General features: G+C 67.2%; 22 protein-coding genes and 4 tRNA genes. 9 read left to right on the plus strand and 17 right to left on the minus strand.

The window, feature by feature from the left end; all coding sequences use genetic code 11:
- Positions 1-19: 19 nt before the first annotated feature.
- The 4 genes from rpoB to rplJ all read right to left on the minus strand — a co-directional run bounded on the left by rpoB (position 20) and on the right by rplJ (position 6,347).
- Entirely contained in the window at positions 20-3,520 is a 3,501-nt protein-coding gene (gene rpoB, locus ACFOW8_RS13500) for a DNA-directed RNA polymerase subunit beta (RefSeq protein WP_378550843.1), read from the minus strand.
- Positions 3,521-4,054: 534 nt separating this feature from the next.
- A complete protein-coding gene (locus ACFOW8_RS13505; RefSeq protein ID WP_378550845.1) occupies positions 4,055-5,125 on the minus strand; it encodes an ABC transporter ATP-binding protein in 1,071 nt (356 codons plus the stop codon).
- A 244-nt stretch (positions 5,126-5,369) separates the two neighbouring features.
- Positions 5,370-5,756 carry a 50S ribosomal protein L7/L12 gene (gene rplL / locus ACFOW8_RS13510; RefSeq protein ID WP_378550847.1) on the minus strand — a complete coding sequence of 129 codons (387 nt, stop codon included), beginning with the start codon at positions 5,754-5,756 and terminating at the stop codon, positions 5,370-5,372.
- A 60-nt stretch (positions 5,757-5,816) separates the two neighbouring features.
- Positions 5,817-6,347 carry a 50S ribosomal protein L10 gene (rplJ, locus tag ACFOW8_RS13515; protein WP_378550849.1) on the minus strand — a complete coding sequence of 177 codons (531 nt, stop codon included), beginning with the start codon at positions 6,345-6,347 and terminating at the stop codon, positions 5,817-5,819.
- 409 nt (positions 6,348-6,756) lie between these two features.
- On the opposite strand from rplJ, the gene ACFOW8_RS13520 reads away from it, so the two are divergent.
- Positions 6,757-8,355 carry an MFS transporter gene (locus tag ACFOW8_RS13520; RefSeq protein WP_378550851.1) on the plus strand — a complete coding sequence of 533 codons (1,599 nt, stop codon included), beginning with the start codon at positions 6,757-6,759 and terminating at the stop codon, positions 8,353-8,355.
- Positions 8,356-8,430: 75 nt separating this feature from the next.
- Here the strand turns inward: ACFOW8_RS13520 and rplA are convergent, their stop codons facing one another.
- From rplA to ACFOW8_RS13570, 10 genes are all read right to left on the minus strand, one after another.
- A complete protein-coding gene (gene rplA, locus ACFOW8_RS13525) occupies positions 8,431-9,144 on the minus strand; it encodes a 50S ribosomal protein L1 (protein WP_378550853.1) in 714 nt (237 codons plus the stop codon).
- Positions 9,145-9,222: 78 nt separating this feature from the next.
- Positions 9,223-9,657 (minus strand): 50S ribosomal protein L11, encoded by a 435-nt coding sequence (gene rplK, locus ACFOW8_RS13530; RefSeq protein ID WP_378550855.1) that lies wholly within the window; start codon positions 9,655-9,657, stop codon positions 9,223-9,225.
- A 237-nt stretch (positions 9,658-9,894) separates the two neighbouring features.
- Positions 9,895-10,701, minus strand: a complete 807-nt coding sequence (nusG, locus tag ACFOW8_RS13535) for a transcription termination/antitermination protein NusG (RefSeq protein WP_378551189.1) — start codon at positions 10,699-10,701, stop codon at positions 9,895-9,897.
- Positions 10,702-10,813: 112 nt separating this feature from the next.
- Positions 10,814-11,194, minus strand: coding sequence for a preprotein translocase subunit SecE (secE, locus tag ACFOW8_RS13540; protein ID WP_378550857.1), 381 nt, complete (start codon positions 11,192-11,194; stop codon positions 10,814-10,816).
- 31 nt (positions 11,195-11,225) lie between these two features.
- Positions 11,226-11,298: transfer RNA gene (locus ACFOW8_RS13545), tRNA-Trp, on the minus strand.
- 199 nt (positions 11,299-11,497) lie between these two features.
- Positions 11,498-12,571: a fused (3R)-hydroxyacyl-ACP dehydratase subunits HadA/HadB gene (locus tag ACFOW8_RS13550; protein ID WP_378550859.1), complete on the minus strand. Its 1,074-nt coding sequence runs from the start codon at positions 12,569-12,571 to the stop codon at positions 11,498-11,500.
- Between the two features lie 147 nt (positions 12,572-12,718).
- Positions 12,719-12,889, minus strand: coding sequence for a 50S ribosomal protein L33 (gene rpmG / locus ACFOW8_RS13555; protein ID WP_019049401.1), 171 nt, complete (start codon positions 12,887-12,889; stop codon positions 12,719-12,721).
- 36 nt (positions 12,890-12,925) lie between these two features.
- Positions 12,926-13,001: transfer RNA gene (locus ACFOW8_RS13560), tRNA-Met, on the minus strand.
- A gap of 62 nt (positions 13,002-13,063) precedes the next feature.
- Positions 13,064-13,136 (minus strand) — tRNA-Thr (locus ACFOW8_RS13565).
- A gap of 264 nt (positions 13,137-13,400) precedes the next feature.
- A tRNA-Tyr gene (locus ACFOW8_RS13570) sits at positions 13,401-13,483 on the minus strand.
- A gap of 180 nt (positions 13,484-13,663) precedes the next feature.
- On the opposite strand from ACFOW8_RS13570, the gene ACFOW8_RS13575 reads away from it, so the two are divergent.
- Complete coding sequence (locus tag ACFOW8_RS13575) at positions 13,664-14,155, plus strand: YajQ family cyclic di-GMP-binding protein (protein WP_378550861.1); 492 nt, start codon at positions 13,664-13,666, stop codon at positions 14,153-14,155.
- Between the two features lie 120 nt (positions 14,156-14,275).
- On the opposite strand, the gene htpX is transcribed toward ACFOW8_RS13575, so the two are convergent.
- Both htpX and ACFOW8_RS13585 read right to left on the minus strand, forming a co-directional pair.
- A complete protein-coding gene (gene htpX / locus ACFOW8_RS13580; protein WP_378550863.1) occupies positions 14,276-15,139 on the minus strand; it encodes a zinc metalloprotease HtpX in 864 nt (287 codons plus the stop codon).
- A 37-nt stretch (positions 15,140-15,176) separates the two neighbouring features.
- Positions 15,177-16,199, minus strand: a complete 1,023-nt coding sequence (locus tag ACFOW8_RS13585; RefSeq protein WP_378550865.1) for a polyprenyl synthetase family protein — start codon at positions 16,197-16,199, stop codon at positions 15,177-15,179.
- A 145-nt stretch (positions 16,200-16,344) separates the two neighbouring features.
- On the opposite strand from ACFOW8_RS13585, the gene ACFOW8_RS13590 reads away from it, so the two are divergent.
- From ACFOW8_RS13590 to ACFOW8_RS13600, 3 genes are all read left to right on the plus strand, one after another.
- Positions 16,345-17,610, plus strand: a complete 1,266-nt coding sequence (locus ACFOW8_RS13590) for a geranylgeranyl reductase family protein (protein WP_378550867.1) — start codon at positions 16,345-16,347, stop codon at positions 17,608-17,610.
- 141 nt (positions 17,611-17,751) lie between these two features.
- Positions 17,752-18,213 (plus strand): helix-turn-helix transcriptional regulator, encoded by a 462-nt coding sequence (locus ACFOW8_RS13595; RefSeq protein WP_378550869.1) that lies wholly within the window; start codon positions 17,752-17,754, stop codon positions 18,211-18,213.
- Between the two features lie 9 nt (positions 18,214-18,222).
- Positions 18,223-18,639 (plus strand): VOC family protein, encoded by a 417-nt coding sequence (locus ACFOW8_RS13600; protein ID WP_378550871.1) that lies wholly within the window; start codon positions 18,223-18,225, stop codon positions 18,637-18,639.
- A 36-nt stretch (positions 18,640-18,675) separates the two neighbouring features.
- Here ACFOW8_RS13600 and ACFOW8_RS13605 read toward each other — a convergent pair whose 3' ends face one another.
- The gene (locus ACFOW8_RS13605) at positions 18,676-19,173 is read right to left on the minus strand and encodes a DUF2505 domain-containing protein (protein ID WP_378550873.1); all 498 of its coding nucleotides are present in this window, start codon (positions 19,171-19,173) and stop codon (positions 18,676-18,678) included.
- A gap of 24 nt (positions 19,174-19,197) precedes the next feature.
- Here ACFOW8_RS13605 and ACFOW8_RS13610 point away from each other — a divergent pair, with 24 nt between their 5' ends.
- The 4 genes from ACFOW8_RS13610 (at position 19,198) to ACFOW8_RS13625 (ending at position 26,396) form a co-directional block, all read left to right on the plus strand.
- Entirely contained in the window at positions 19,198-19,638 is a 441-nt protein-coding gene (locus ACFOW8_RS13610; protein ID WP_378550875.1) for a DUF3592 domain-containing protein, read from the plus strand.
- A 72-nt stretch (positions 19,639-19,710) separates the two neighbouring features.
- Positions 19,711-20,853: a glycosyltransferase family 4 protein gene (locus ACFOW8_RS13615; protein WP_378550877.1), complete on the plus strand. Its 1,143-nt coding sequence runs from the start codon at positions 19,711-19,713 to the stop codon at positions 20,851-20,853.
- 33 nt (positions 20,854-20,886) lie between these two features.
- Entirely contained in the window at positions 20,887-21,600 is a 714-nt protein-coding gene (locus tag ACFOW8_RS13620) for a demethylmenaquinone methyltransferase (RefSeq protein WP_378550879.1), read from the plus strand.
- A 272-nt stretch (positions 21,601-21,872) separates the two neighbouring features.
- Positions 21,873-26,396 (plus strand): molybdopterin-dependent oxidoreductase, encoded by a 4,524-nt coding sequence (locus ACFOW8_RS13625; RefSeq protein WP_378550881.1) that lies wholly within the window; start codon positions 21,873-21,875, stop codon positions 26,394-26,396.
- Position 26,397: the final 1 nt, after the last annotated feature.

Consider the following 26,397-nt stretch of genomic DNA (forward strand, 5'->3'; position numbering starts at 1 on the left):
CAGCCACCCGCGTCACCACCTAGTTCGCCAAATCGTCGACGGTGGCCGCTTCGTTCCTGGACAGGTTGATGCCCAGGTTCGCCGCGGCGCGCTCCAGATCCTCGTCGTCACCGTCACGCATCTCGATCGCGGCACCGTCCGAAGACAGCACCTCCACGTTGAGGCACAGCGACTGGAGTTCCTTGAGGAGCACCTTGAACGACTCCGGAATGCCCGGCTCCGGAATGTTCTCGCCCTTGACGATCGCCTCGTAGACCTTCACGCGGCCCACCACGTCGTCGGACTTGATGGTCAGGAGTTCCTGCAGCGTGTACGCCGCGCCGTAGGCCTGCATGGCCCAGCACTCCATCTCACCGAAACGCTGACCACCGAACTGCGCCTTACCACCGAGCGGCTGCTGGGTGATCATCGAGTACGGGCCGGTCGAACGGGCGTGGATCTTGTCGTCGACCAGGTGGTGCAGCTTCAGGATGTACATGTAACCGACCGCGACCGGGTACGGGAACGGCTCGCCGGAACGACCGTCGAACAGCGTGGCCTTGCCGTTCTCGTCGACCATGCGCTCACCGTCACGGTTGGGCAGGGTCGAGCCGAGCAGACCGGTGAGCTCCTCGTCGCGGGCACCGTCGAAGACCGGGGTCGCGATGTTGGAGTCGGCCGGGGCGCCCAGCATCTCCTCGGGCAGGTTGGCCGCCCAGTCCGGGCGGGTGCCGTCGACGGCGACGTCGACATTCCAGCCCGCCTTGCCGATCCAGCCCAGATGGGTCTCCAGGATCTGGCCGATGTTCATACGACGCGGCACACCATGGGTGTTCAGGATGATGTCGACCGGGGTGCCGTCGGGCATGAACGGCATGTCCTCGGTGGGGAGGATCTTGCCGATGACGCCCTTGTTGCCGTGGCGACCGGCGAGCTTGTCGCCGTCCTGGATCTTGCGCTTCTGGGCCACGTAGACGCGGACCAGCTCGTTGACACCGGGGGGCAGATCGTCGTCGTCCTCGCGCGAGAACACGCGGATGCCGATGACCTTGCCGGACTCACCGTGGGGCACCTTCAGCGAGGTGTCGCGCACCTCGCGCGCCTTCTCACCGAAGATCGCGCGCAGCAGGCGCTCCTCGGGGGTCAGCTCGGTCTCACCCTTCGGGGTGACCTTGCCGACCAGGATGTCGCCGTCACGGACCTCGGCACCGATGCGGATGATGCCGCGCTCGTCCAGGTCGGCAAGCACCTCGTCGGAGACGTTCGGGATGTCGCGGGTGATCTCCTCGGCGCCCAGCTTGGTGTCGCGGGCGTCGATCTCGTGCTCTTCGATGTGGATCGAGGTGAGAACGTCCTCTTCCACGAGGCGCTGCGACAGGATGATCGCGTCCTCGTAGTTGTGGCCTTCCCACGGCATGACGGCCACGAGCAGGTTCTTGCCCAGCGCCATCTCACCGTTCTCGGTGCAGGGACCGTCGGCCAGGACCTGGCCGGTCTCCACCCGCTGACCCTCGTCCACGATCGGCCGCTGGTTGGAGCAGGTGCCCTGGTTGGAGCGGTTGAACTTGCGCATCCGGTAGGACTTGCGGCTGCCGTCGTCGGCCATGACGGTGACGTAGTCGGCGGAGACCTCCTCGACCACACCCGCCTTCTCGTTCACCACGACATCGCCCGCGTCGACCGCGGCGCGCAGCTCCATACCGGTGCCCACGATCGGGGACTCGGAACGGATCAGCGGCACGGCCTGACGCTGCATGTTCGCGCCCATGAGGGCACGGTTGGCGTCGTCGTGCTCGAGGAACGGGATCATGGCCGTCGCGACCGACACCATCTGGCGTGGCGAGATGTCCATGAAGTCGACCTGCGACGGGTTGACGAACTCGACCTCTTCACCGGCGCGGCGCACGAGGACGCGATCCTCGACGAAGCGGCCTTCCGCGTCGACCGGCGAGTTCGCCTGGGCGCGGACGTAGCGGTCTTCCTCGTCGGCAGTGAGGTACTTGACCTCGTCGGTGACCTTGCCGTCGATGACCCGGCGGTACGGGGTCTCGATGAAGCCGAACGGGTTGACCCGCGCGTACACCGACAGCGAGCCGATCAGGCCGATGTTCGGGCCTTCCGGGGTCTCGATCGGGCACATGCGGCCGTAGTGCGACGGGTGGACGTCACGGACTTCCAGGCCGGCGCGCTCACGGGACAGACCGCCGGGGCCCAGCGCCGACAGGCGGCGCTTGTGGGTCAGACCCGACAGCGGGTTGTTCTGGTCCATGAACTGCGACAGCTGGGAGGTTCCGAAGAACTCCTTGATCGCGGCGACGACCGGGCGGATGTTGATCAGGGTCTGCGGCGTGATCGCCTCGACGTCCTGGGTGGTCATCCGCTCGCGGACCACACGCTCCATGCGGGAAAGGCCGACCCGGATCTGGTTCTGGATCAGCTCGCCGACGGTGCGCAGGCGACGGTTGCCGAAGTGGTCGATGTCGTCGACCTCGACGGGCACTTCCTCGCCGCCGGGGGCGGTCATCATCTTGTCGCCGGCGTGCAGCCGCACCAGGTACTCGATGGTGGTGACGATGTCTTCCTTCGTCAGCACCGAGCTGGTGACCGGCTCGTGCACGTGGATGCCGAGCTTCTTGTTGATCTTGTAGCGACCGACGCGCGCCAGGTCGTAGCGCTTCTCCTTGAAGAACAGGTTCTCCAGCAGGGTCTGCGCGGACTCCTTGGTCGGCGGCTCGCCCGGACGCAGCTTGCGGTAGATGTCGAGCAGCGCCTCGTCCTGGCCGGGCGTGCTGTCCTTCTCCAGGGTGGACATCATGATCTCGGAGAAGCCGAAACGCTCGACGATCTCCTCGGTGGTCCAGCCAAGCGCCTTGAGCAGCACGGTGACCGGCTGACGGCGCTTGCGGTCGATGCGAACACCGACGGTGTCGCGCTTGTCGACGTCGAACTCCAGCCAGGCGCCACGCGAGGGGATCACGCGCACGCTGTGCAGGTCCTTCTCGGTGCCCTTGTCGATGCTGTGATCGAAGTAGACACCGGGGGAACGCACCAGCTGCGAGACGACGACACGCTCGGTGCCGTTGATGATGAAGGTGCCCTTGTCGGTCATCATGGGGAAGTCGCCCATGAACACCGTCTGGCTCTTGATCTCGCCGGTGTTGTTGTTGATGAACTCCGCGGTGACGAACAGCGGCGCCGCGTAGGTCATGTCCTTCTCTTTGCACTCCTCGATCGAGGCCTTGACCTCTTCGAAGCGTGGATCGGAGAACGACAGGGACATCGAGCCGGAGAAGTCCTCGATCGGCGAGAGCTCCTCGAGCACCTCCTCCAGGCCGCCTGCGAGACCGACGTCGCCGCGTGCGGCCGCCTTCTCACGCCAGTCGGGGGTACCGACCAACCAGGCGAACGAGTCCGTTTGTAGGTCGAGAAGTCCGGGCACCTCCAAGGGCTCTCGGATCTTCGCGAACGAAACCCTCAACGGGGCTCCGGGGATTCCAGCCTTGGTCTGGGTGGAGACTGCCAAGATGCGTCCTTCCAGCACCTCACGCGCGTCGCGTGGTGGTCCGCGACCGTCGCTTGTCTGCTACGAATTCCGCTGGTTACAACCCGAACGAAACCCGAACAGGCAGCAGCGGAAGTAACACCGGAAGGTGGAACTTTCGTGTGCGAATCAAGGTGTGGACAGGAGGCAGCCAGCGCAACGTCCAAACTTACACCCATATATAGGGGGGTGTCAACATACCATCCGTGCGACGGCGCACACGGCAAACGCGCCGAACTCCCGTGGACGCTGGCCGCGTCGGGTGCTCTTGGCGCTGGAGCCCCTGTAACAGCTGACGCTGCTGTGAATAGGGTGACGGTTCACGCCCGGCTCGTCAAGTGGCGCGGCGCGGACCGTCCGACAAGTGAGATCGCCTGGCGCGCTGGGCATCACCGCCGGTGGCGGCGGTCATTTTACCCGTGACACGCCGCGCGGGCCAATCCGGGAATCAGCCGTTCAGCACCTGTTTCCCGGCGTGAACACGACAGAACCCCGGCCTTGCGGACCGGGGTTCTGTGGAGTTCGGGTGGACGCTCAGCCGTTGATCTGGCCGTGCGGAACCGTCTTGGTGTCGAACACCTCGGTGGGGTGATCGCTGCCATAGGCGGCCATCACCTGAGTGTCGTCGGACTGGTCGAGCGACTCGCGGATCGCCACCTGGGCCGCGTGCGGCAGAGTGTGCATGATCTCACGCACTCGCGCCTGGCGACGGAAGACCGCCTGGCGGACCGGCATGCCCGGCTCGGCCTTCATCTGCGGGATGATGCCCTCGATCTCCTCGGCGCCACCGTGGTGGTGGCCGGCGTCGACGAGCGCCTGCTCGCGCGCCATCTGCGCCTCGTCCTTCTCCTCCGACATACCGATCGGGCCGATCATGCGGCCGTTGAGGAACTGCTTGACCACCGGCTCGTCACTGGTGAGCAGCACCTCGCGGGGGCCGAACATGACCAGCTGGCGGCGGAAGAGCATGCCGATGTTGTCGGGCACGGTACGGGCCAGGTTGATGTTGTGCGTCACGATGAGGATCGTGGCGTCGATCTGGGCGTTGATGTTGAGCAGCAGCTGCGCCAGGTACGAGGTACGCACCGGGTCCAGACCCGAGTCGGGCTCGTCGACGAGGATGATCTGCGGGTCGAGCACCAGGGCACGTGCCAGCCCGGCACGCTTGCGCATACCGCCGGAGATCTCGCCGGGGAGCTTGTTCTCGGCGCCGAGCAGACCCGTCAGCTCGAGCTTCTCCATGACGATGCGCTTGATCTCGGTCTCCGACTTCTTGGTGTGCTCACGAAGCGGGAACGCGATGTTGTCGAACAGGTTCATCGACCCGAACAGCGCGCCGTCCTGGAAAAGGACGCCGAACAGCTTGCGGATCTCGTAGAGCTCCTTGTTGGAGCAGGTGGTGATGTCGGTGCCATCGATGAAGATGGAACCGCGCTCGGGCCGCAGCAGGCCGATGAGCGACTTCAGGAACACCGACTTGCCCGTGCCGGAAGGCCCGAGTAGCGCGCTCACCTCGCCCGAGGGAAGCGTGATCGACACGTCCTGCCAAATTCGCTGAGAACCGAAGGACTTCGTAACACCCTCGGTCCTGACCTCGACGCCCACGCCTACCTCCATTGTTCCCTGCGAGCACCCCACCCCGCGCCCGCACGCGCACATCACGGCGGCGCACCACGGCTGTTGTGTGGGTCCGGTCACTGTAACCCATCAGTGAGACGGGGCACACCCCTTACTGACTGAAGAGTAACCCCAACCGGTTGGTACAGCGCGTATCACTTTCTCATGTCGGGAGAAATAACAAACGGGCGGCCCCGTAAAGGGACCGCCCGTTCGCAGGCGAAGCACCGAATTACTTGACGGTGACCTTGGCGCCGGCCTCTTCCAGCTTGGCCTTGGCGGCGTCGGCGGCGTCCTTGGCGACCTTCTCCAGGATCGGCTTCGGGGCACCCTCGACCAGGTCCTTGGCTTCCTTCAGGCCCAGGCCGGAGACGATCTCACGCACGACCTTGATGACCTGGATCTTCTTGTCGCCCGCACCCTCGAGGATGACGTCGAACTCGTCCTGCTCGGACTCGGCCTCGGCCGGAGCGGCGGCACCGCCGACAGCGGCGACGGCGACCGGAGCAGCCGCGGTGACCTCGAACTTCTCCTCGAACGCCTTCACGAAGGAGGACAGCTCCAGGAGGGTCATCTCCGAGAAAACGTCGAGCAGCTCTTCGGTGGACAGCTTGGCCATGGTGGTTCCTTTCGGTAGTGAATGTCTTGTGTGCGCGGGCGAGTGACACCCGAGCGGGTATTACTCGGCAGCGCCTTCGGCCTGCTTCTTCTCCTGCAGCGCGGCGGCCAGACGGGCCACCTGACCGGCAGGAGCCGAGAACAGCCCGGCAGCCTTGGACATGTTGCCCTTCATCGCACCGGCCAGCTTGGCCAGCAGGACCTCACGGGTCTCGAGATCGGCGATCTTCTCGACCTCGGACACGGACAGCGCGGCGCCGTCCATGTAGCCGCCCTTGATGATGAGCGCCTTGTTGTCCTTGGCGAAGGTCTTGAGCGCCTTCGCGGCGTTGACCGGCTCGCCCTGGATGAAGGTGATCGCGGTCGGTCCGACGAACAAGTCGTCAAGACCCTCGACGCCCGCTTCCGCGGCCGCGCGCTTGACCAGGGTGTTCTTGGCGACGGAGTACGTGGCCTCGGCGCCGAGCGCGCGACGCAGCTCGGTGATCTTGCCGACCGACAGGCCACGGTATTCCGTGACCACGGTGGCCGTCGAGTTCTTGAACTGCTCCACGATCTCCGCGACAGCGGTGACCTTTTCAGGCTTCGCCATACTTCGCCTCCTCTCTGATGTCGGTGATGTACGCGCACTACCGAATTCAGGGGCCGGCGACAAAACTAACGCCCCGGACGCAAGGCGTACCGGGGCGCGAAAGAATAGTCTTCTTCTGCCTCAGCTCTCCCTGCGTGGGCCGCCGGCAATGTCGCCGGACCTTCGATCGACCCCGCGCGAGCGGCATCGACGACCAACGGTCTTCGGTAGAACGAATGGGTAGTCACCGAACCAGTCGATGACCGGAGTTCACTGTACCTGCACCCACCCCTATCTGCCAAAACGGGCCACTCTCAGTCGATTTGCCGGATTCGACTGTGGCCCACATCACTCCACCTCGGCATTGTGGCCGCAATCGCAGGAAAAAGGTGTTACGCGAGGTGACATCAATCTGGTTCACTCCAGAACTATGGCAACCTCCATAGTCGCTCCACCGATGCTGCTGGACCGGCGTTCCCGGCGCTTCCTCGCCCTCGCCGTGATCTGTCTGGCCGAACTGCTGGTCGTTCTCGACAACACCATCGTCAATGTCGCGCTCCCGTCCATCGGGGTCCAGCTGCAGACCGGAGTCTCCGGGCTGCAGTGGGTCGTCGACGCCTACACCCTCACCTTCGCCGGACTCCTGCTCGCCGCGGGCAATCTCGGCGACCGCTACGGCCGCAGACGGGTCATGCTCATCGGTCTGATCGGCATCGGCGTGATGTCGGTCGGCGGCGCGCTCGCCGACTCGATGACGCAGGTCATCGCGGCCCGCGCGGCGATGGGCGTGTTCGCCGCCGCCGTCTTCCCCGCCACCCTCGCCCTGATCATCAATATCTTCACCGACCGGCGCGAACGCGCGCTCGCCATCGCAGCCTGGACCGCGATGGCCGGTTTCGCCATCGCCATCGGCCCGATCTCGGGCGGCTGGCTGCTCGAACACTTCAGCTGGCACTCGGTGTTCTGGATCAATGTGCCGGTGGCGCTGATCGCGTTGGTCGCCACCCTGCTGTGGGTGCCGGAATCGCGGGCCGAGCAGGTGGGCAGGCTCGATCTACCCGGAATCGGGCTGTCCATCGCGGGCATCACGCTGGTGGTATGGGCGATCATCGAGGCACCGCACAACGGCTGGCTCTCGCTCACCACGCTGTGTACGCTCGCCCTCGGCATCACGCTGCTCGCCGCCTTCGTCACTTGGGAACTGCGTTCGGCCGCACCGATTCTCGACATGCGGCTGTTCCGCAATCGCCGATTCTCGCTGCCCGCGCTCGCCATCGCCAGCGGCTACTTCTCGATGTTCGGCTTCCTCTTCCTGATCACCCAGTACTTCCAGGGCGTCCGCGAATACACACCCCTCGAATTCGGTATCGCCTCTTTGCCTTTCGCCTTCTCGGTGGCCGTCGGCGCACCGGTGGCCACCCTGCTCGCCCAGCGGATCGGCGCCACCGCGGTGATCGTGACCGGCCTGCTGCTCATCGGCCTCGGGCTCTACCTCGGTGGTCAGGTGACCGTCGACAGCACGTATGTGCTCGGCGTGCTGCCCGCGATGGTGTTCATGGCACTCGGCCTCGGCATCGTGCAGGGCCCGGCGACGGAGTCGATCATGTCCTCGCTCCCGCTCGACGAGGCAGGCGCGGGTTCGGCCGTCAACGACACCACCCGCGAGGTCGGCGGCACCCTCGGCGTCGCGGTACTCGGCTCGATCGTCGCCTCGTACTACACCAGCCGGATCGCCGACCGGATCGACGCCATCCCCGCCGGGATCATGAACGACAACGAGAAGAGCCTGGTGAAAGCCAGCCCGCTCAGCGTGCTCGAGCTGCGCAAACGCGAACTGGCGCCGTTCTTCGAAACCCAGCGCGAGAACCTCATCGTCGCCATGAAGACGGCCACGCTGCAGGGCGCGCACGCCGCCTCGCTCGTGGCGACCGGCGCGGTGCTGGTCTGCGCGCTGATCGTGGCGATCTTCCTGCCGTGGAAACCGCAGCGTGGCGAATCGGTCCTGCTCGGCTGGCGCAAGAACGACTGACCCCGGAAAACCGCGAGGGTGGGAACGCAGTGCGTTCCCACCCTCGCGGTCGATCAGGGGCTACCTGTCAGAAGTTCACGCATCCTCGTCGAGGAGGTTGCGGGTGCGGTTCGGATCCACCGGGATGCCCGGGCCGGTGTTGGTCGAAACCGTGATCTTCTTGACGTAGCGACCCTTGGCGGTCGACGGCTTCACACGCAGGATCTCGTCCAGCGCGGCGCCGTAGTTCTCCACCAGCTTGGCGTCGTCGAACGAGGCCTTGCCGATGACGAAGTGCAGGTTGGCCTGCTTGTCGACGCGGAAGTTGATCTTGCCGCCCTTGATGTCGGCGACGGCCTTGGTCACATCGTTGGTGACGGTGCCCGTCTTCGGGTTCGGCATCAGACCACGCGGGCCGAGGACACGCGCGATGCGGCCGACCTTGGCCATCTGGTCCGGGGTGGCGATCGCGGCGTCGAAGTCGAGCCAGCCGCCCTGGATCCGCTCGATCAGGTCCTCGGCGCCAACGGCGTCGGCACCGGCGGCCTCGGCCTCGGCGGCCTTCTCACCGGCGGCGAACACGATGACGCGGGCGGTCTTACCGGTGCCGTGCGGCAGGTTGACGGTGCCGCGGACCATCTGGTCGGCCTTACGGGGATCGACACCGAGACGAACGGCGACCTCGACGGTCGCATCGGTCTTGGTGGTCGAGGTCTCCTTGGCCAGCCGCGCGGCGGCCAGCGGGGAGTACAGCTTGTCGCGATCGACCTTCTCAGCAGCGGCGAGATACGCCTTGCTTCGCTTTGCCATGTTTCTCTGTCCTTACAGTTCGGGATTCAGCTGTGGTTGTCGGGCCTGGCCGGCCCTCCCACCGTGGAGTCGTTCGACTCAGCCCTCGACGGTGATACCCATCGAACGCGCGGTACCGGCGATGATCTTGGCGGCCTGATCGAGATCGTTGGCGTTGAGATCCTCGGCCTTGGTCTTGGCGATCTCGCGGACCTGGTCCATGGTGACCTTCGCGACCTTGGTCTTGTGCGGCTCGGCCGAGCCCTTCTGCACACCGGCGGCCTTGAGCAGCAGCTTGGCGGCGGGCGGGGTCTTCAGCTTGAAGTCGAACGACCGGTCCTCGTACACCGAGATCTCGACCGGGATGACGTTGCCACGCTGCGACTCGGTCGCGGCGTTGTACGCCTTGCAGAACTCCATGATGTTGACGCCGTGCTGACCGAGCGCGGGGCCGACCGGAGGGGCCGGGTTCGCGGCGCCGGCCTGGATCTGCAGCTTGATGATCCCGGCGAGCTTCTTCTTCTTGGGGGGCATCTTTCTTCCTTGGGTTTCGGTTCCTTACGGTTGCCGTAAGCCTGTTGCGGGATCGCTCCCGCGCCGGGTCCAAGCCCGGCATTCGCGCACGACCGTCGCGCCGCCGGAAAGACGACGGCGCGGGTGAACACACGAACTGTCACACTCTACCGAACCGCATCGTGGCGATCGCGGGCGGGTGCGGTAACGCCAACGGCACCGCCGAAGCGATGCCGTTGGCCGAAAAGCTGGATCGGATCAGATCTTGGAGACCTGGGTGAAGTTCAGCTCCACCGGGGTCTCGCGACCGAAGATCGAGACGAGCACCTTGAGCTTCTGCTGCTCGGCGTTGACCTCGCTGATGCTGGCGGGCAGCGTCGCGAACGGGCCGTCCATCACGGTGACCGACTCGCCGACCTCGAAGTCGACCTCGATGACCGGTTTGCCCGTGGCCGCGGCGGCGGTGTCGGCGGTGGTCGACGCGGCCGCTGCGGCGGCCTTCTTCTGCGCCTGCGCGCCGGCCGGGACCAGGAACTTCACGACCTCGTTGATGGTGAGCGGGGTGGGCTTGGCGCCGGGGCCGCCGCCGGTCATGCCGACGAAGCCGGTGACGCCGGGGGTGTTGCGCACCGCGCCCCACGACTCGTTGTTCAGTTCCATCCTGACCAGGATGTAGCCGGGCAGCACCTTGCGGTTGACGTTCTTCTTCTGCCCGTTCTTGATCTCGGTGACCTCTTCGGTGGGCACCTCGACCTGGAAGATGTAGTCCTCGAGGCCGAGGTTCTGCACGCGGGTCTCGAGGTTGGTCTTGACCTTGTTCTCGTAGCCGGCGTAAGAGTGCACGACGTACCAGTCGCCGGGGACGCGGCGCAGCTTGGCCTTCATCGACTCGACCGGGTCGGCCTCGGGGTCTTCTTCGGTGGCGACGGCCGGGGCGGCGGCCTCGTCGGCCACATCGGCGTCAGCGAGCTCGGTGGTGGCCTCGACGTCGTCGGTGGCGGTCTCCGCCACGACCGTGTCGTCAACCGGGAACTCGTCGTTGGTTTCGTTCTCCGGGGTGCTCACTTCGGCACTCGCTTCCTGTGTCGTCACGTACATCCTCTGGGCCGGGTCGGGTGCGCGGAGGCACACTCCGCCGTTCCGGCCCGCGAACGGCTACCGGCGTGGGTGTCGGCGGTCAGCCGAACAGCCAGTCGACACCCTTGACGAACGCCACGTCGATCCCGGCGATGAACGCGACCATGAAGACCACGAACACCAGAACGACGGCCGTGTAGGTGACCATCTGCTTCCGGTTCGGCCAGATCACCTTACGCAGTTCCGCGATGACCTCTCGCAGGAACTTGATCAGCCGCTTGAACGGGTTGCCCGTCTTGGCCTGCCCGGCAGTCTTGTCCGCCTTGCGCAGCGACGTGGGCCGATCGATCGTGGCGACCGAGCCGTTGTCCGCCGGAGTATCCGACGGACGCGCACGACGAGCAGACCGCTTGCCGCTCGGCCGAGTGGCAGCGGCGGTGTCGTCGCCGTCTTCGGCGCGAGTATCCCGCTCGTCCGTCACGTCGATCCTCTCTCGTCGCTGGCATTCAGGGCAGGGGCGACAGGACTTGAACCTGCAACCTGCGGTTTTGGAGACCGCTGCTCTGCCAATTGAGCTACGCCCCTTCGGTTGGACCAGCCTGAGCTGTGACGCCCAACCACAGTGTCGATATTCGATTATCGAGCTCTGGTGTGACACAACAGGCGCGCCGCTTCCAAGGGGAGTTACTCCCCAGGAAGGTCGGCGCGCAGCAGCCGGTTACCCCAGAGTCCCGAGTGTACGTTACCCCGTGCCGAATGTGCCAATCCGGCACAGGCGAGCAGGTCAGGACAGCTGAACAGTTGCCGTGGCGCGCCCGAAGATCTTCTTGCCCGCCGACTTCGCCGTGATGGCGACGACCGCGGTCCTGGTCTCCGGATCGACCGATTTCACCTTACCGGTGAACTCCACCTCGGCGGGCGCGTCGGCGCTCACGTAAACCGGACTGGTGAACCGGACGTTGTACTCCTTCACCGCGCCGGGATCACCGAGCCAGGACGTGACGAACCCACCGCCGAGACCCATCGTGAGCATCCCGTGCGCGACCACGTCGTCCAGGCCGACCAGCTTGGTGATCTCGTCGCTCCAGTGGATCGGGTTGGCGTCGCCGGATACACCCGCGTAGTTCACCAGATCGCCGCGAGTGAGCCGGACGGTACGCGGTGGCAGTTCGTCGCCCGCCGACACGCTGTCGAAGGCAGGCGCGTGTGCGCTGACGTAGGATTCGGGCTGCTTGGTGACCGGATCCGGGGTGATCTCGGTGTGCGCGTCGAGCGGCGCGTGGTGGGCGGGCTCCTCGTCGCCGAGGCCGTGCATCAGGATATTGCGCACCGCGTCGGACATGGCGGGATCGATGTCACCGCCGCTGCGACCGATGAGGGTGGTGTAGGTGGTGAGGACGAGCTCGTCGTCCTGCGCGGTGACGATGTTCTTCGTCACGATGATGTCGCCGCCGAAGGCCTGCCGGAACGAATGCAGGTACACATCACAGGTCAGCTGGTCGCCCACCCGGATCGGGCGGTGGAATTCCAGGATCTGGTCGGTCTGCATGATCTGACTCAGGTCGTAGCCGGTGACGATCTGCTCGAAGAGCTTGCGCTGGGCGAGAATGCCGACCAGGGAGATGAAGGTCAGCGGGGCGAGCAGGCCGTCGTGGCCGTACTCCCGCGCGGCGTCCTCCTCCCAGTGCACCGGGTGGTAGTCCTGCACGGCACGGGCATACTCGCGCACCTTCTCGCGGCCGACCTCGTAGTAGTCGTCGACACGGTAGTGGTGGCCGACCATCGCGGCCGCGTGCGCGGCGGGATCGAACGGTTCGGCGGCTGCGGCGGTGACCGCTTCGTCGGTTCCGGTGTTCACTGTCACAACTCTGGACCTTACTCACACGTAGCCGATCCCGATGCCCACCGGGGGGTGTGAATTCGCCCCCCTAGCGGCCGCCCCGACCTTCGGCGAAACGCAGAAAGGCCGGACTTTCGTCCGGCCTTCGGCAAATGTTCTGGAGAATCAGCGCGACTCGCGGTGCGCCCGGTGGGTTCCGCAGTTCGGGCAGAACTTCTTCAGCTCGAGGCGGTCCGGGTCGTTGCGCCGGTTCTTCTTGGTGATGTAGTTGCGATGCTTGCACTCTTCGCAGGCCAAGGTGATCTTTGGCCGGACATCGGTGGACTTCGCGGCCACGATATGCCTTCTTTCCGGTCTGGGCTGAGTCGTTATTGGTAGCGATGGCCGGACTTGAACCGGCGACACAACGATTATGAGTCGTTTGCTCTACCGACTGAGCTACACCGCCACGGCGGACCTATTACGGTGGATGCCGGCGGGAAAGTCGGTCACCACACCGGCAATCCGGCGAGCCCCCTAACGGAATCGAACCGTTGACCTTTTCCTTACCATGGAAACGCTCTGCCGACTGAGCTAAGGGGGCATGACAACGTGGCACAGAGTCTGTATCGGCGGGCCGATCAGCGCGACCCCGTGCTCCGGCGTCCTGAACGAGATTACACACTACCAGCCAGCACCACCAAATCGCCTGATCACGGCCACTTTTTCGGCACACAGCCCACCGATCACGCGAGCACACGGGTGACTCCCCGGCCACCTCCCAGCCATGCCACCACGCACGCATGCCGAGACCGCCTCCGCGATACCAAAGAACCCCGCCGATCGTGATGATCGACGGGGTTCGATGTGGCAGATGTAGGATTCGAACCTACGTAGGCTCTCGCCGACAGATTTACAGTCTGCTCCCATTGGCCGCTCGGGCAATCTGCCTTGTGCGCCGCCTCGCGGTGCGCTGAAGAAGCTTACAACGAACCCACCCCGGCAATGCAAACCGCCTGCACAGCCCCCCCCTGCGAGCAGTGCCGGGTCACCTGTGCGGGTACAACTGTCTCGGTGGCCGGTAGACCTCCGGCCGGAGTTCGGGTGGACCTTCATGGACAGGAGCGCAGTGTGGCTGATTCGTCATTCGACGTGGTGAGCAAGGTCGATCGACAGGAGGTCGACAACGCGCTGCACCAGGCGGAGAAGGAACTGAACTCCCGCTACGACTTCAAGGGCACCGACGCCACGATCGCCTGGTCCGGCGAGGAGGCCATCGTGCTCACCGCGAACGCCGAGGAACGAGTGAAGGCCGCGCTCGAGGTGTTCAAGGAGAAGCTGATCCGCCGCGATATCTCGCTCAAGGCGTTCGACGCAGGCGAACCGCAGGCCTCCGGCAAGGTGTTCAAGATCACCGGCTCGCTGGTCCAGGGCATCGATACCGAGAAGGCCAAGAAGATCTCCAAGAAGATCCGCGACGAGGGCCCCAAGGGCGTGAAGGCGCAGATCCAGGGCGACGAGCTGCGCGTGAGCAGCAAGAAGCGCGACGACCTGCAGGCGGTGATCTCGCTGCTCAAGGGCGAGGACTTCGGCATCGCCCTGCAGTTCGTCAACTACAGATAGCTAGGCGGCTGGCGCCGCGGGTTCTCGGCCTCGTAACCTCGCCGCCGAGCAGCGATACTGCGCCTGCGGCGTTACGTCTCGCTGCTCGGCGGCGAGGCGGCCGAGAACGTGGTGGTGCCGTCAGTGCCAGTGGGTGCCGCCTGCCATCGCCTCCAGCCGCCGGATGCGTTCTTCCATCGGCGGGTGGGTGCTGTACCAGCGGGCGATGCGGTCGCCCGCGCGGAACGGGTTGGCGATCATCAGGTGCGATTCGCTGGTGAGCTCGGGGTCCGGTGGCAGCGGGGCTACCTGGACGCCGCGTTCGATCTTGCGCAGCGCCGAGGCCAGCGCCAGCGGGTCGCCGGTGAGTTCGGCGCCGGACTGGTCGGCCTGATACTCCCGCGACCGGGACACCGCCATCTTGATCAGACCTGCCGCGATCGGACCGAGCAGCGAGACGAGCAGCACCCCGATGATGTTCGGGCCGTTGCCGTCCCTGCTGCCGAAGGAACTGGCGAAGAAGGCCATATTGGCCAGGCCGGTGATGATCGAGGCCATCGCGCCCGCCACCGACGAGATCAGGATGTCGCGGTTGTAGACGTGCGACAGTTCGTGCCCGAGCACCGCGCGCAGCTCACGCTGGTCGAGCAGTTGCAGGATGCCGCTGGTACAGCACACCGCGGCATGCCGGGGATTGCGGCCGGTCGCGAACGCGTTGGGCGCGTTGGTCGGGCTGATGTAGAGCCGCGGCATCGGCTGGCGCGCCGTGGTCGCCAGCTCCCGCACGATCCGGTACATGACCGGCGCTTCCAGTTCGCTGACCGGCTGGGCGTGCATCGCCTTCAACGCCAGTTTGTCGCTGTTGAAGTAGGCGTAGGCGTTCATGCCGACGGCCAGCACGATCGAGATGATCAGGATCGTCGGACTGCGGAACATCGCCCCGATCGCGACGATCAGCGCCGAAAGCCCGACCATCAATCCGAAAGTCTTGACTCCATTGGGCATGCGTGGAGAACGTCCGAGAGGGCCGGATAGTTCCTGGTCAGCCCACGCGTTCGATGGTGTAGCGGACCAGCCTGGTGAGCGCGTCGTTGGCCGGTCCCGCGGGCAGGGCGGCCAGTTCGGTGTCGGCGAGGTCGGCGTATTCGGCCAGCTTGGTCTTGGCCTTGGTCATGCCGGGCGAACGGCGCAACAGCTCCAGGGCCTCCTCGACCTCGGCATCGGCGGCCAGCGGCCGGGCCAGCAGGGTGCGCAGCCGGTCGCCGTCGGGTCCCGGCTCGCGCAGGGCGTAGAGGACCGGCAGGGTGTGCACGCCCTCGCGCAGATCGGTGCCAGGCGTCTTGCCGGACTGCTCGGCCGAAGACGAGATGTCGATGATGTCGTCGGAGATCTGGAAGGCGGTGCCGACCGCATCGCCGAGCCGGGCAAGCCGTTCGACGTGCTCGGGGTCGCCGCCGGAGAAGGTGCCGCCGAAGCGGCCCGACGCGGCGATGAGCGAACCGGTCTTCTCCCACACCACGCGCAGATAGTGCTCCACCGGGTCCTGAGACTGCTTGGCGCCCATGGTTTCCCGCATCTGGCCGGTGACCAGCTCGGCGAAGGTCTCGGCGATGATGCGCACCGCGTCGGGGCCGAGAGTGGAGGTGAGCCGGGAAGCGTGCGCGAACAGGTAGTCGCCCGCCAGGATCGCGATGTTGTTGCCCCAGCGCGAGTTGACGCTCTCCGCACCGCGCCGCTGGGTGGCCTCGTCCATCACGTCGTCGTGGTAGAGCGTGGCCAGGTGCACCAGTTCCACCACGGTGCCCGCGGTGACCAGCGCGGGATCGGTGGGGTTCGGCCCGAGCTGGCCGGTGAGCACGGTGAACAGCGGCCGGAACCGCTTGCCGCCCGCCCTGGCCAGATGTAGCGCCGCTTCCTGCAGGAACTCCGCACCGTCGGAGAGCTCGTCGACGAGCAGCTGCTCGACGGCGGCGAGGCCGTCGCGCACGGTGGCGGCGAGTGCGGGATCGACGAGGTCAACCCCGGCGACCACGGTGCTCTCGTCGCTCACAGCCGATGTGCTCATTATCTTCTCCCAGCGATGCGTCCGACCCCGACGGGTAGCAACCTAGCGTGTCCCGGCGCCAGGGCCGATGAACACGGTCACACAGTCACTGTTCCCGGTGTACCCGACACTCTCGCACAGCGGCCGCGGGTGCCAGTATTGAGCCATGGGTTCACCGGATTCCGCCTCCGCAGAACGTGCCGTCCTGCCAGCCGCCGTCGAGGTGCTGGTGGTGGGGGCAGGGCCGGCCGGTTCGGCGTCGGCGGCCTGGGCCGCGCGCGCCGGACGTGATGTGCTGCTGCTCGATTCCGCCGTCTTCCCGCGGGACAAGACCTGTGGCGACGGACTCACCCCGCGGGCCACCGCCGAACTGGAACACCTCGGCCTCGGCGAGTGGCTGCGGGCCCACACGGTGAACCACGGCCTGCGCATGGCCGGTTTCGGCAGGGAAGCCTTGCTGCCGTGGCCCGCCGGGTCGTTCCCGACCTACGGAAGCGCGGTTCCCCGAACCGAACTCGACGACAAGCTGCGCGAGACCGCGATCAAGTCCGGTGCGCGGATGGTCGACGGCGCGAAGGTCACCGAGGTGGTGCGCGACGGCGCACGGGTCACCGGGGTGACGGTGCGGATCGGCGCGGACACCCACACCGTGCGCTGCCGGACACTGGTGGTGGCCGACGGGGTGCGCTCCCCCATCGGCAAGCAGCTCGGCCGCACCTGGCATCGCCGCTACGCCTACGGCACCGCCGCGCGCGCCTATATCCGGTCTGCCCGCAGCGACGACCAGTGGATCTCCTCACATCTGGAGCTGCGCAATGCCGCCGACGAGCTGGTGCCCGGCTACGGCTGGATCTTCCCGCTCGGCAACGGCGAGGTGAACATCGGTGTCGGCTCGCTGGCCACCGAGGCACGGCCCTCCCATATCGCGCTCAAGCCGTTGCTCGAGCACTACACCGCCCTGCGGCGGGAGGAGTGGCAGCTCGAGGGCGAGCTGCGCGCGGTGGCCTCGGCGCTGTTGCCGATGGGCGGCGCGGTCTCCGGCGTCGCCGGGCCGAACTGGGTTCTGGTCGGTGACGCCGCCGGCTGTGTGAACCCGCTCAACGGTGAGGGCATCGATTACGGACTAGAGGGCGGGCACATGCTGGCCGGGCTGCTGGACGAGCCCGACCTGAGTCAGGTGTGGCCGAGGCTGTTGCGCGCGCGGTACGGCCGCACCTTCTCGGTGGCACGGCGGATCGCGGGGCTGGCCACCCACCCGAGGATGGTGCCGCTCGGCGGCCCGCCGGTGATGCGGTCGAGATTCCTGCAGCGCACGGCGGTCCGGGTGATGGGCAACCTGGTCACCGACGAGGACCTCGACCTCACCGCGCGGGCCTGGCGGCTGGCCGGGCGTGCGTCGCTGCGCGCCGACGATCTCGCGCCGTTCAGCTGAAACCCATGCGAGCGAGCACGGCGGCGACACGGGCGGACCGGGCACCGGCTCGCGACGATGCCGGGCGCCGATGAGCGGGCGGCACGAGCACCGGGACCGTACCGCCGAGCGGGGCGCGCATAGGCCGGAGCGGACACCCTCATGAGCAGGACGGCCCGTCGACCGGTGCCGGCACTACTGCCGCATCTGCGGACCGCCCGCGATCTGATCGACCGGCAGTACGCCGATCCGCTCGATCTCGACGACCTCGCCAGGGCGGCCGGCGTCTCCAAGTACCACTTCCTGCGGGCCTTCACCGCCGTCTACGGGCGAACCCCGGCGGTATACCTGGCCGAGCGCCGGATCGAGCGAGCTCAGGACCTGCTGCGGGCTACCAATCTCACCGTCACCGAGGTGTGCATGCTGGTCGGGTACTCGAGTCTCGGCTCGTTCAGCAGCAAGTTCCGCCAGCTCGTCGGCGTGACGCCGACCGAGTATCAGGCGAAGTTCGCCGACGGCGCGCCACACATTCCCGGCTGTTACGTCTTCATGCACGGGCTCTCGGACCGGGTCCGGCCCGACACCGCAATTTCGGAGAAGCCCGGCGAGGCACCCGGATCATAGCCTCGAACCATGACGACGATTACGAATGTTTCCCTGGTCACCGTGTATGTCACCGATCAGGATGCCGCCAAGCAGTGGTACATCGACAAGCTCGGGTTCGTGGAGACCGCCGATGTGAGCATGGGCGACAACGGCTTCCGCTGGGTCACCGTCGCGCACCCGGATCAGCGCGAACTGGAGGTGACGCTGATGGTGCCCGGCCCGCCGCTGACCGACGACATGGCCGACGCGGTGCGGCGCGCGCTCGCCGACGGCACCCATGGCGCGCTCGGCTTGCGGACCTCCGATTGCCACAAGTCGTTCGAGGAGCTCACCGCGAAAGGGGTGGAGTTCGTGCAGCCGCCGTCCGAGCGCCCGTACGGCATCGAGGCGGTCATCCGGGACAACTCGGGCAACTGGCTGGTGCTGGTCGAGCCGCGCGAGTGACGCGGTGCCGCCGGGTGGCGGCACCGGTCGCGATCGCTACGCCTTGGCGAACCAACCCTCGATGAACTTGCGCTCGCTGTTGAGGACCCGCTGGTGCAACTGCTCGGCGAGCGGCTCGATCGCGCCGCCGACCAGCGGCACCTGCACGGTCACGGTGCCGACGACCTCGATCTCGCTGCCCTCGGCCGTCGGACGCAGTTCATAGGTGCCCGACATCTCGGTCTTGATGCCGCCGGTCTGACCGGAGAAGGTGCCCTTGGCCACCTCACCGTCCAGCGGCTGCCAGTTGTCGGTGCGCGAGAGCACCAGATCGCTCTTGAGTACCTTGCGCACCAAGCCGGGAACCTTGTCCTGGCCTGGCGTCTCGGTCATCTGGAGGCGGATCGAACCCGGCCCGTCGGGGTGGGAGAGTTCGAGGGTCGCGGTCTGGGCGCCTGCGAAGCGTTCGCGCCAGACCGCGTCGTCGACGAGTGCCCGGTGAAGATCTTCGACCGGGACGGTGTAGGGCACGGTGAAGCTGAATTTTCGGGACATGCGCGCAACGGTACTGTGTGCCGGGTGTCGGAAGTGAGCCTGTCGCAGCGACGGTCCACGCGCCTGCGCCGGGCGTGTCGGTCGGTACTCGGGCTGGCCACCGTGATCAGTGTGCTCATGGTTCTGCTCGTGCTCGCGGCCTGGCGCAACGACTACGAGATCGAGCAGCACCAGGGGCAGACCTCCGGCGAGGTGCTGTCGGCGGGACGGTTGCGTTCGGCGGTCATGTACGTCACGCCCGACGGGGTGACCCACAACCCGAAGGTCGGCATCCTCTATCCGACCAATCTGACCGCCGGTCAGCGGATCAATGTCGAATACAGCACCCGCGACCCCGATCTGGTCCGGGTCGCGGGGCGGGACGCGCGGGTTGCGATCATCCCCGCGACCTCGGTGATCGTGGTGACCTGGGCGCTGGCACTGCCGGTGTGGTGGCTGCTGCGGCGCAGACAACACGCGGCGTAACTTCTCCGGCTGTTCGTCCCGGCTTCACGTCGGTGTGGGTGTGATGCGCCATGTACCGGTCACTCTGACAGTGTGCGCGTAGCCATCGTCTCGGAGTCATTCCTGCCGAACATGAACGGCGTCGTCAACTCCGTACTGCGGGTGTTGGACCACCTGGACCAGCACGGACACGACGCGATGATCGTGGCGCCCGACACCCTGCGCGGCGCCCCACCGGCCCCGCGCTTCCACGGCCGCTTCCCGGTACACCGGGTGCCCGCCATGATGGTGCCGAAGGTCAGCTCGCTGCCGGTGGGCCTGCCGCAGCCAGGGATCACCGCCGCGATCGCCGCCTTCGACCCCGATGTGGTGCATCTGGCCTCGCCGTTCCTGCTCGGTGCGGGCGGGCTTGCCGCGGCGACCCGGCTCGATCTGCCCTCGATCGCGGTGTATCAGACCGATGTGGCCGGTTTCGCCAAGAGCTACGGTCTCGGGCTGGCGGCCAGGGCGGCCTGGGCCTGGACCCGCCGGATCCACGAGGGCGCCACCCGCACACTCGCGCCGTCCTCGGCGGCCGCCGCCGACCTCGCCGGCCACGGGATTCCCCGGGTACACCGCTGGGGACGCGGCGTCGACATCGACCGGTTCAACCCGGCCACCCGCAGCACCGAACTGCGGGCGAGCTGGCTCGGTGCCGACGACAAGCTGGTGGTGGGCTTCGTCGGCAGGCTGGCACCGGAGAAGCACGTCGAGCGCCTCGCCGCGCTGGCGGGCGACCCGTCGATCCAGCTGGTCGTGGTCGGTGACGGGCCGGAGCGCGCCCGCCTGGCCGGACTGATGCCGGACGCAGTTTTCACCGGTGAACTCGGCGGCGGCGAACTGGCCACGCACTACGCCAGCCTGGATGTGATGGTGCACCCGGGCGAACACGAGACGTTCTGCCAGGGCGTACAGGAGGCGCTGTCATCGGGAGTGCCGGTGATCGGCCCCGACGCGGGCGGACCACGCGATCTGATCGCGCACTGCCGCAACGGCTACCTGTTGCCGGTCGACCGGTTCGCCGAGCTGTTGCCGAGCGCCGTCTCGGCGCTGCGCGATCCGGGTCAGCGCGCGCTGTTCTCGGCGGCGGCCCGCAAGTCGGTACTGCACCGGACCTGGCCTGCCATCTGCACCGAACTGATGACGCACTACGCCGACGTCACCGGGATGCGCGACCGCTTGCCCCGCTCAGCCTAGAGCGCTGCGGCCACGGCCGGATAAGCTCGATTCGTGGCGACAACAGAGCAGCGGGAACCGGTTCGGGCTTCGCTGGACAAGCAACCCAACGAGGTCGCGTCGATGTTCGACGGTGTGGCTAAGCGCTACGACCTCACCAACACGGTCATCTCCGGTGGCCAGGATCGGTACTGGCGTTGGGCCACCCGGCGAGCGCTCGGGCTGCGGCCGGGCGAGCGGGTTCTCGATCTGGCGGCAGGCACCGGCGTCTCGACCGTTGAGCTCGGCAAATCGGGTGCATGGTGTGTGGCCACCGACTTCTCCCAGGGCATGCTCGCCGCGGGCCGGTTCCGGCAGGTGCCGATGGTCGCCGGTGACGCGATGGCACTGCCGTTCGCCGACGATTCCTTCGACGCGGTGACCATTTCCTTCGGGCTGCGGAACGTGGCCGATATCGATCTGGCACTGCGGGAGATGCTGCGGGTCACCAAGCCGGGCGGGCGGGTAGTGGTCTGCGAGTTCTCCACGCCGGTGTTCGGGCCGTTCCGCACCGTCTACATGGAGTACCTGATGAAAACGCTGCCCAAGGTGGCGCGGGCGGTCAGCTCCAATCCCGACGCGTACGTGTATCTGGCCGAGTCCATCCGCGCCTGGCCGAACCAGCGCAGGCTGGCCCGGCGGATCACCGCCGCGGGCTGGGACTCGGTGCAGTGGCGCAACCTCACCGGCGGTGTGGTCGCGCTGCATCGCGGCTACAAACTGGGCTGAATCGCAGCGTCCGCCGACGTGAAACCGGTCACCGCGGGTGCTGGCGCGCGCGGGTGCCGTCCCGCGGAATGCGCCCTGATCAGGGCCGATATTCCGGCATCGACCTCACCGCCGGATTTTCGGTGTGTGAGGTCGATTGTCACCTGGACATAACGTTCGGTAAATCGAGCGCAACGACAGGTGCGGATGATCGATGGCATGAGAGGTCAGCTTCCGGAGGCGGCAGCCTGCGTCACCACGCAGGACGCCCGAGCATGCCGAATGGGCAGCGCATGACAGCCGAAGGTGACTCCCTGGAGACGGGCATGGTGCGGACGCAGTGTTCGTACTGTGGCGTCGGCTGCGGCATTAACGTCCACACCAAGACTGATCAGTCCGGCGCTCGGGTGATCGCGAAGGTCAGCGGGGACAAGCTGCATCCGGCGAACGCGGGCAGGTTGTGCACCAAGGGTGCCACCCACGCGGAGATGATGACCGCCCCCGGCCGGATGCATACCGGCTACCACCGGCCCGAACGCGGGCAGGTCCCGGTACCGCTGCCGGTCGACGAGGCGGTGCACGAAACCGCGACCCGGCTGCGCGCGATCCTCGACGAGCACGGGCCCGACGCGATCGCGCTCTACGTCTCCGGGCAGATGTCGCTGGAAGCCCAGTATCTGGCCACCAAGCTGGCCAAGGGCTACCTGCGGACCAAGCACATCGAGGCGAACTCACGGCTGTGCATGGCCAGCGCGGGCACCGGCTACAAGCAGTCGCTCGGCGCCGACGGCCCGCCCGGCTCCTACGACGACTTCGAGCACGCCGACCTGTTCTTCGTCACCGGCGCGAACATGGCCGACTGCCATCCGATCCTGGCGCTGCGGATGGCCGACCGGCTCAAGGCGGGCGCCAAGCTGATCGTGGTCGATCCACGGCGCACCGATCTCGCCGACCGCGCCGACCTGTTCCTGCAGCTCGCCCCCGGTACCGACCTGGCGCTGCTCAACGGCCTGCTGCACCTGCTCGTCGCCGACGAGGCCATCGACACCGGCTTCATCGCCGAGCACACCGAGGGCTGGGCGGCGATGCCCGAGTTCCTCGCCGACTATCCGCCGCACCGGGTCGCCGAGCTCACCGGACTGGCCGAGGCCGATATCCGCACCGCGGCATCGATGATCGCCGAGGCGGGTGAGTGGATGTCGCTGTGGACGATGGGGCTCAACCAATCCACGCACGGCACCTGGAACACCAACGCGCTGATCAACCTCCACCTGGCCACCGGCGCGATCTGCCGCCCCGGCAGCGGTCCGTTCTCGCTCACCGGCCAGCCCAACGCCATGGGTGGGCGCGAGATGGGCTACATGGGCCCCGGCCTCCCCGGGCAGCGCAGCCTGCTCGCCGACGCCGACCGCGCCTTCGTGGAAACCGCATGGGACCTGCCAGCGGGCACCCTGCGCACCGAGGCGGGCCCCGGCACAATCGACATGTTCCGTGGCCTCGCCGACGGCGAGATCAAGGCCGCCTGGATCATCTGCACCAATCCCGTCGCCACGGTGGCCAACCGGAAGACCGTGATCGCGGGGCTGGAGGCGGCCGAGCTGGTGGTGGTGCAGGACGCCTACACCGAGACCGCCACCAACACCTACGCCGACCTGCTGCTGCCCGCCGCGCTGTGGGCCGAAACCGATGCGGTGATGGTGAACTCGGAGCGCAATGTCACCCTGCTGCAGCAGTCGGTGGATCCGGTCGGCGACGCCCGCCCCGACTGGCTGCTGATCGCGCAGGTCGCCACGGCAATGGGGTTCCCCGGCTTCGACTTCGCCTCCAGCGCCGAGGTCTTCGCCGAACTGCAGCGGTTCACCAACCCGGCGACCGGATACGACCTGAGCGGCATGAGCTACGACCGGTTGCGTGAAGGCCCGATGCAGTGGCCGTGCCGCGACGGTGCCACGCCGCGTAACCCGATCCGCTACCGCAACGACGGCGTGCACCAGCCGCTGCACGTCGATGCCGACGGCAACACCCCACGCCTGGCCTTCGCCACCCCGAGCAGGCGCGCGGTGTTCTTCGCCCGTCCGCACCTGCCCGCCGCCGAACTCCCCGACGACGACTACCCGTTCCTGCTGAACACCGGTCGGCTGCAACATCAGTGGCACACCATGACCAAGACCGGCAAGATCGCCAAGCTGACCAAGCTCAACGGCGCGCCGTTCGTCGAGGTCCATCCCGACGACGCCGCACGCCTCGCGTTACGCCAGGGCGATCAGCTCGAGATCGCCTCGCGGCGCGGCCGCGCGGTGCTGCCGGTGCGGATCAGCGATCGGGTGCGCCCCGGTGATTGCTTCGCTCCTTTCCACTGGAATGACGAACAGGGTGAATATCTGACGATCAACGCGGTGACCAACGACGCGGTCGACCCCGCCTCCCTGCAGCCCGAATTCAAGGCATGCGCGGTAGCGCTGCGCCGGGTCGGCCCCGCCGCAACACCCGAGTCCGCGCCCGCCCAGCCGCTCGCGGCACCGGTCGCGCATCCGCTGGCCGCGATCCTCGGTCTCGACGCGGGCGCGTCGCCGACGCTCAGCGAGACCGAACGCGTCTACCTCGGCGGCTACCTGGCGGCGCTGCAGTCGCTGCCGGTGACCGGTCAGCCGGTGCTGCCCGAGACCGCGCCGCTGTCGGCCAGGTCCCGGCTCTGGATCGACGGCCTGCTCGCCGGGATGTACTCACGCACCGCCGTTCTCACCGAGCTCGATGTCGACGCCACGGCGCCGACCCCGGTGACCGTGCTGTGGGCGTCGCAGACCGGCAATGCCGAAGAGCTCGCCGCCACCGTCGCCGACCAGCTCACCGCCGAGGGCTTGCTGCCGGCACTGCTGGAGATGGACTCTTGCGAACTGTCCACCCTCACCGGCGATGTCCTGCTCGTCACCAGCACTTTCGGCGACGGCGGCCCACCCGACAACGGCGCCGACTTCCTGACTCGACTCGAGGACAGCACGGCCCGCCTGCACCAGGTCCGCTACGCGGTCTTCGCCCTCGGCGACTCCTCCTACGACGACTTCTGCGGTCACGGCCGCAAGCTCGACCGCCTGTTCGCCGAGCGCGGGGCCACACCGCTGCTCCCCCGCGTCGACAGCGAGCCCGATTTCGCCGATGCCGCCGACCAGTGGATCGATGATCTCCTCGCCGTGTTCGGCGAGTCGAGCGCCGCCGCCGCGGCCACCGACGACGACTCGACCGGCACCGAGCCACAGCACGGTTCGCTGTCGGCGGCGACCGCTTCGGTGTCTGCGCTGGACGTACCGGTGGACCACGCGGGGCAGGCCGGGGGCACACCCCCGAACGGCTGGACGCCCCCGCAGTCGGTGTCACCGTCGGGCACCGCACCGTCGGTCGCGAACGGCGCGACACCACCGCAGAGTCTGTCGACCACCCCTTCCGCGACCGCGCGGCCGTCGTCTCAGCACCGCTCGGCACTGTCCGACACGCATGCGGGCGGCGCGTTCGGACCCAACGCCGTCGGCACCCCCGGCACGGACGCGAATCACACTGTCCGACACGGTGGTCCATCTCGTTCGCCGTACTCGCCGACAACTGGTGGACCGGCATCGCGGCTCACCAGCGGACCGGCTGGACGAGGCGGAACCACCGTGCTCGACCGCGCGCCCGGCCGCGCGCAGCGCACCCCACCCGCGCCCTTCACCCGCCAGTCGCCGGTGCGGGCCACACTCGTCCGCAACGACGTGCTCAGCGCGCCTGGTTCGCCGAAAGAGGTGCGCCGCTTCGGGTTCGATCTGCGTGGCCTCGAAGCAGGCTACGAGGTCGGGGATTCGCTGGGCATTCTGCCGGAGAACTGCCCCGAACTGGTCGCGGAATGGCTGACCGCCACCGGGCTCGACGGCAATCGGGTGATCGAGGTCGACGACAGCGAATTCGCCCTCGCCGAGGCGCTGCGCACGCGATACGACATCACCAAGGTGGGTCACGATCTGCTCGCCTTCATCGCCGAACGCAACCCGCACCCGCAGCTGGCCAAGCTGCTGCGGCGCGACAACCGCAACGAGCTCGCCGGCTACCTGTGGGACCGCCAGGCCGTCGACGTGCTACGCGACTTCCCGGTGCGCGCCGACCTGGTCGACTGGCTGGGGACGTTGAAAAAGCTTCAGCCACGCCAGTACTCGATCTCGTCGAGCCCGCTCACCACCCCGGACGAAGTCGAGCTGACCATCGGCGTCGTCCGCTACGGCGAGCCGACCGGTGACACCGCCCGCCGCGGCGGGGTGTGCTCCACCTTCCTCGCCGATCGGGCACGCACCGAGGTGCCGATCTTCTTGCAGCGCGCTCCGCACTTCCGGCCGCCGCTCGACCCGACCGTGCCGATGATCATGGTCGGTCCCGGCACCGGCATCGCCCCCTTCCGTGGTTTCCTGCACGAACGCCGGGCCGTAGGCGCGACCGGGCGCAACTGGCTGTTCTTCGGCGACCAGCACGCCGCCCAGAACTTCTACTACCGGAGCGAGCTGGAGGACATGTTCCGCTCCGGCTTCCTCACCCGCCTCGACCTCGCTTTCTCCCGCGACCAGCGCGAGCGGATCTATGTGCAGCACCGGATGATCGAACACGGCGCCGAGCTGTGGGCGTGGCTGCGCGACGGCGCCCACTTCTACGTGTGCGGTGACGCCGCCCGGATGGCCAAGGACGTCGACGACACCCTGCTGCGGATCGCCCAGATCCACGGCAAGCTGGACGAGGCAGGTGCCCTGGCCTTCAAGAAGCAGCTGGTGGCCGAGAAGCGTTACGTGCGCGACGTGTACTGAG

The sequence above is a fragment of the Nocardia rhizosphaerae genome (assembly GCF_042650365.1).
In the GTDB taxonomy this organism is placed as follows: domain Bacteria; phylum Actinomycetota; class Actinomycetes; order Mycobacteriales; family Mycobacteriaceae; genus Nocardia; species Nocardia rhizosphaerae.

What these genes read in the sequence shown, in the direction of transcription:
- ACFOW8_RS13605 (WP_378550873.1), bottom strand. Translation starts at nt 19,173, where the DNA reads ATGTCCCGAAAATTCAGCTTCACCGTGCCCTACACCGTCCCGGTCGAA.
- ACFOW8_RS13520 (WP_378550851.1), top strand. Translation starts at nt 6,757, where the DNA reads ATGGCAACCTCCATAGTCGCTCCACCGATGCTGCTGGACCGGCGTTCC.
- ACFOW8_RS13600 (WP_378550871.1), top strand. Translation starts at nt 18,223, where the DNA reads ATGACGACGATTACGAATGTTTCCCTGGTCACCGTGTATGTCACCGAT.
- ACFOW8_RS13625 (WP_378550881.1), top strand. Translation starts at nt 21,873, where the DNA reads ATGACAGCCGAAGGTGACTCCCTGGAGACGGGCATGGTGCGGACGCAG.
- rplL (WP_378550847.1), bottom strand. Translation starts at nt 5,756, where the DNA reads ATGGCCAAGCTGTCCACCGAAGAGCTGCTCGACGTTTTCTCGGAGATG.
- ACFOW8_RS13595 (WP_378550869.1), top strand. Translation starts at nt 17,752, where the DNA reads ATGAGCAGGACGGCCCGTCGACCGGTGCCGGCACTACTGCCGCATCTG.
- rplA (WP_378550853.1), bottom strand. Translation starts at nt 9,144, where the DNA reads ATGGCAAAGCGAAGCAAGGCGTATCTCGCCGCTGCTGAGAAGGTCGAT.
- ACFOW8_RS13590 (WP_378550867.1), top strand. Translation starts at nt 16,345, where the DNA reads ATGGGTTCACCGGATTCCGCCTCCGCAGAACGTGCCGTCCTGCCAGCC.
- ACFOW8_RS13585 (WP_378550865.1), bottom strand. Translation starts at nt 16,199, where the DNA reads ATGAGCACATCGGCTGTGAGCGACGAGAGCACCGTGGTCGCCGGGGTT.
- rplK (WP_378550855.1), bottom strand. Translation starts at nt 9,657, where the DNA reads ATGCCCCCCAAGAAGAAGAAGCTCGCCGGGATCATCAAGCTGCAGATC.
- htpX (WP_378550863.1), bottom strand. Translation starts at nt 15,139, where the DNA reads ATGCCCAATGGAGTCAAGACTTTCGGATTGATGGTCGGGCTTTCGGCG.
- rplJ (WP_378550849.1), bottom strand. Translation starts at nt 6,347, where the DNA reads ATGGCGAAGCCTGAAAAGGTCACCGCTGTCGCGGAGATCGTGGAGCAG.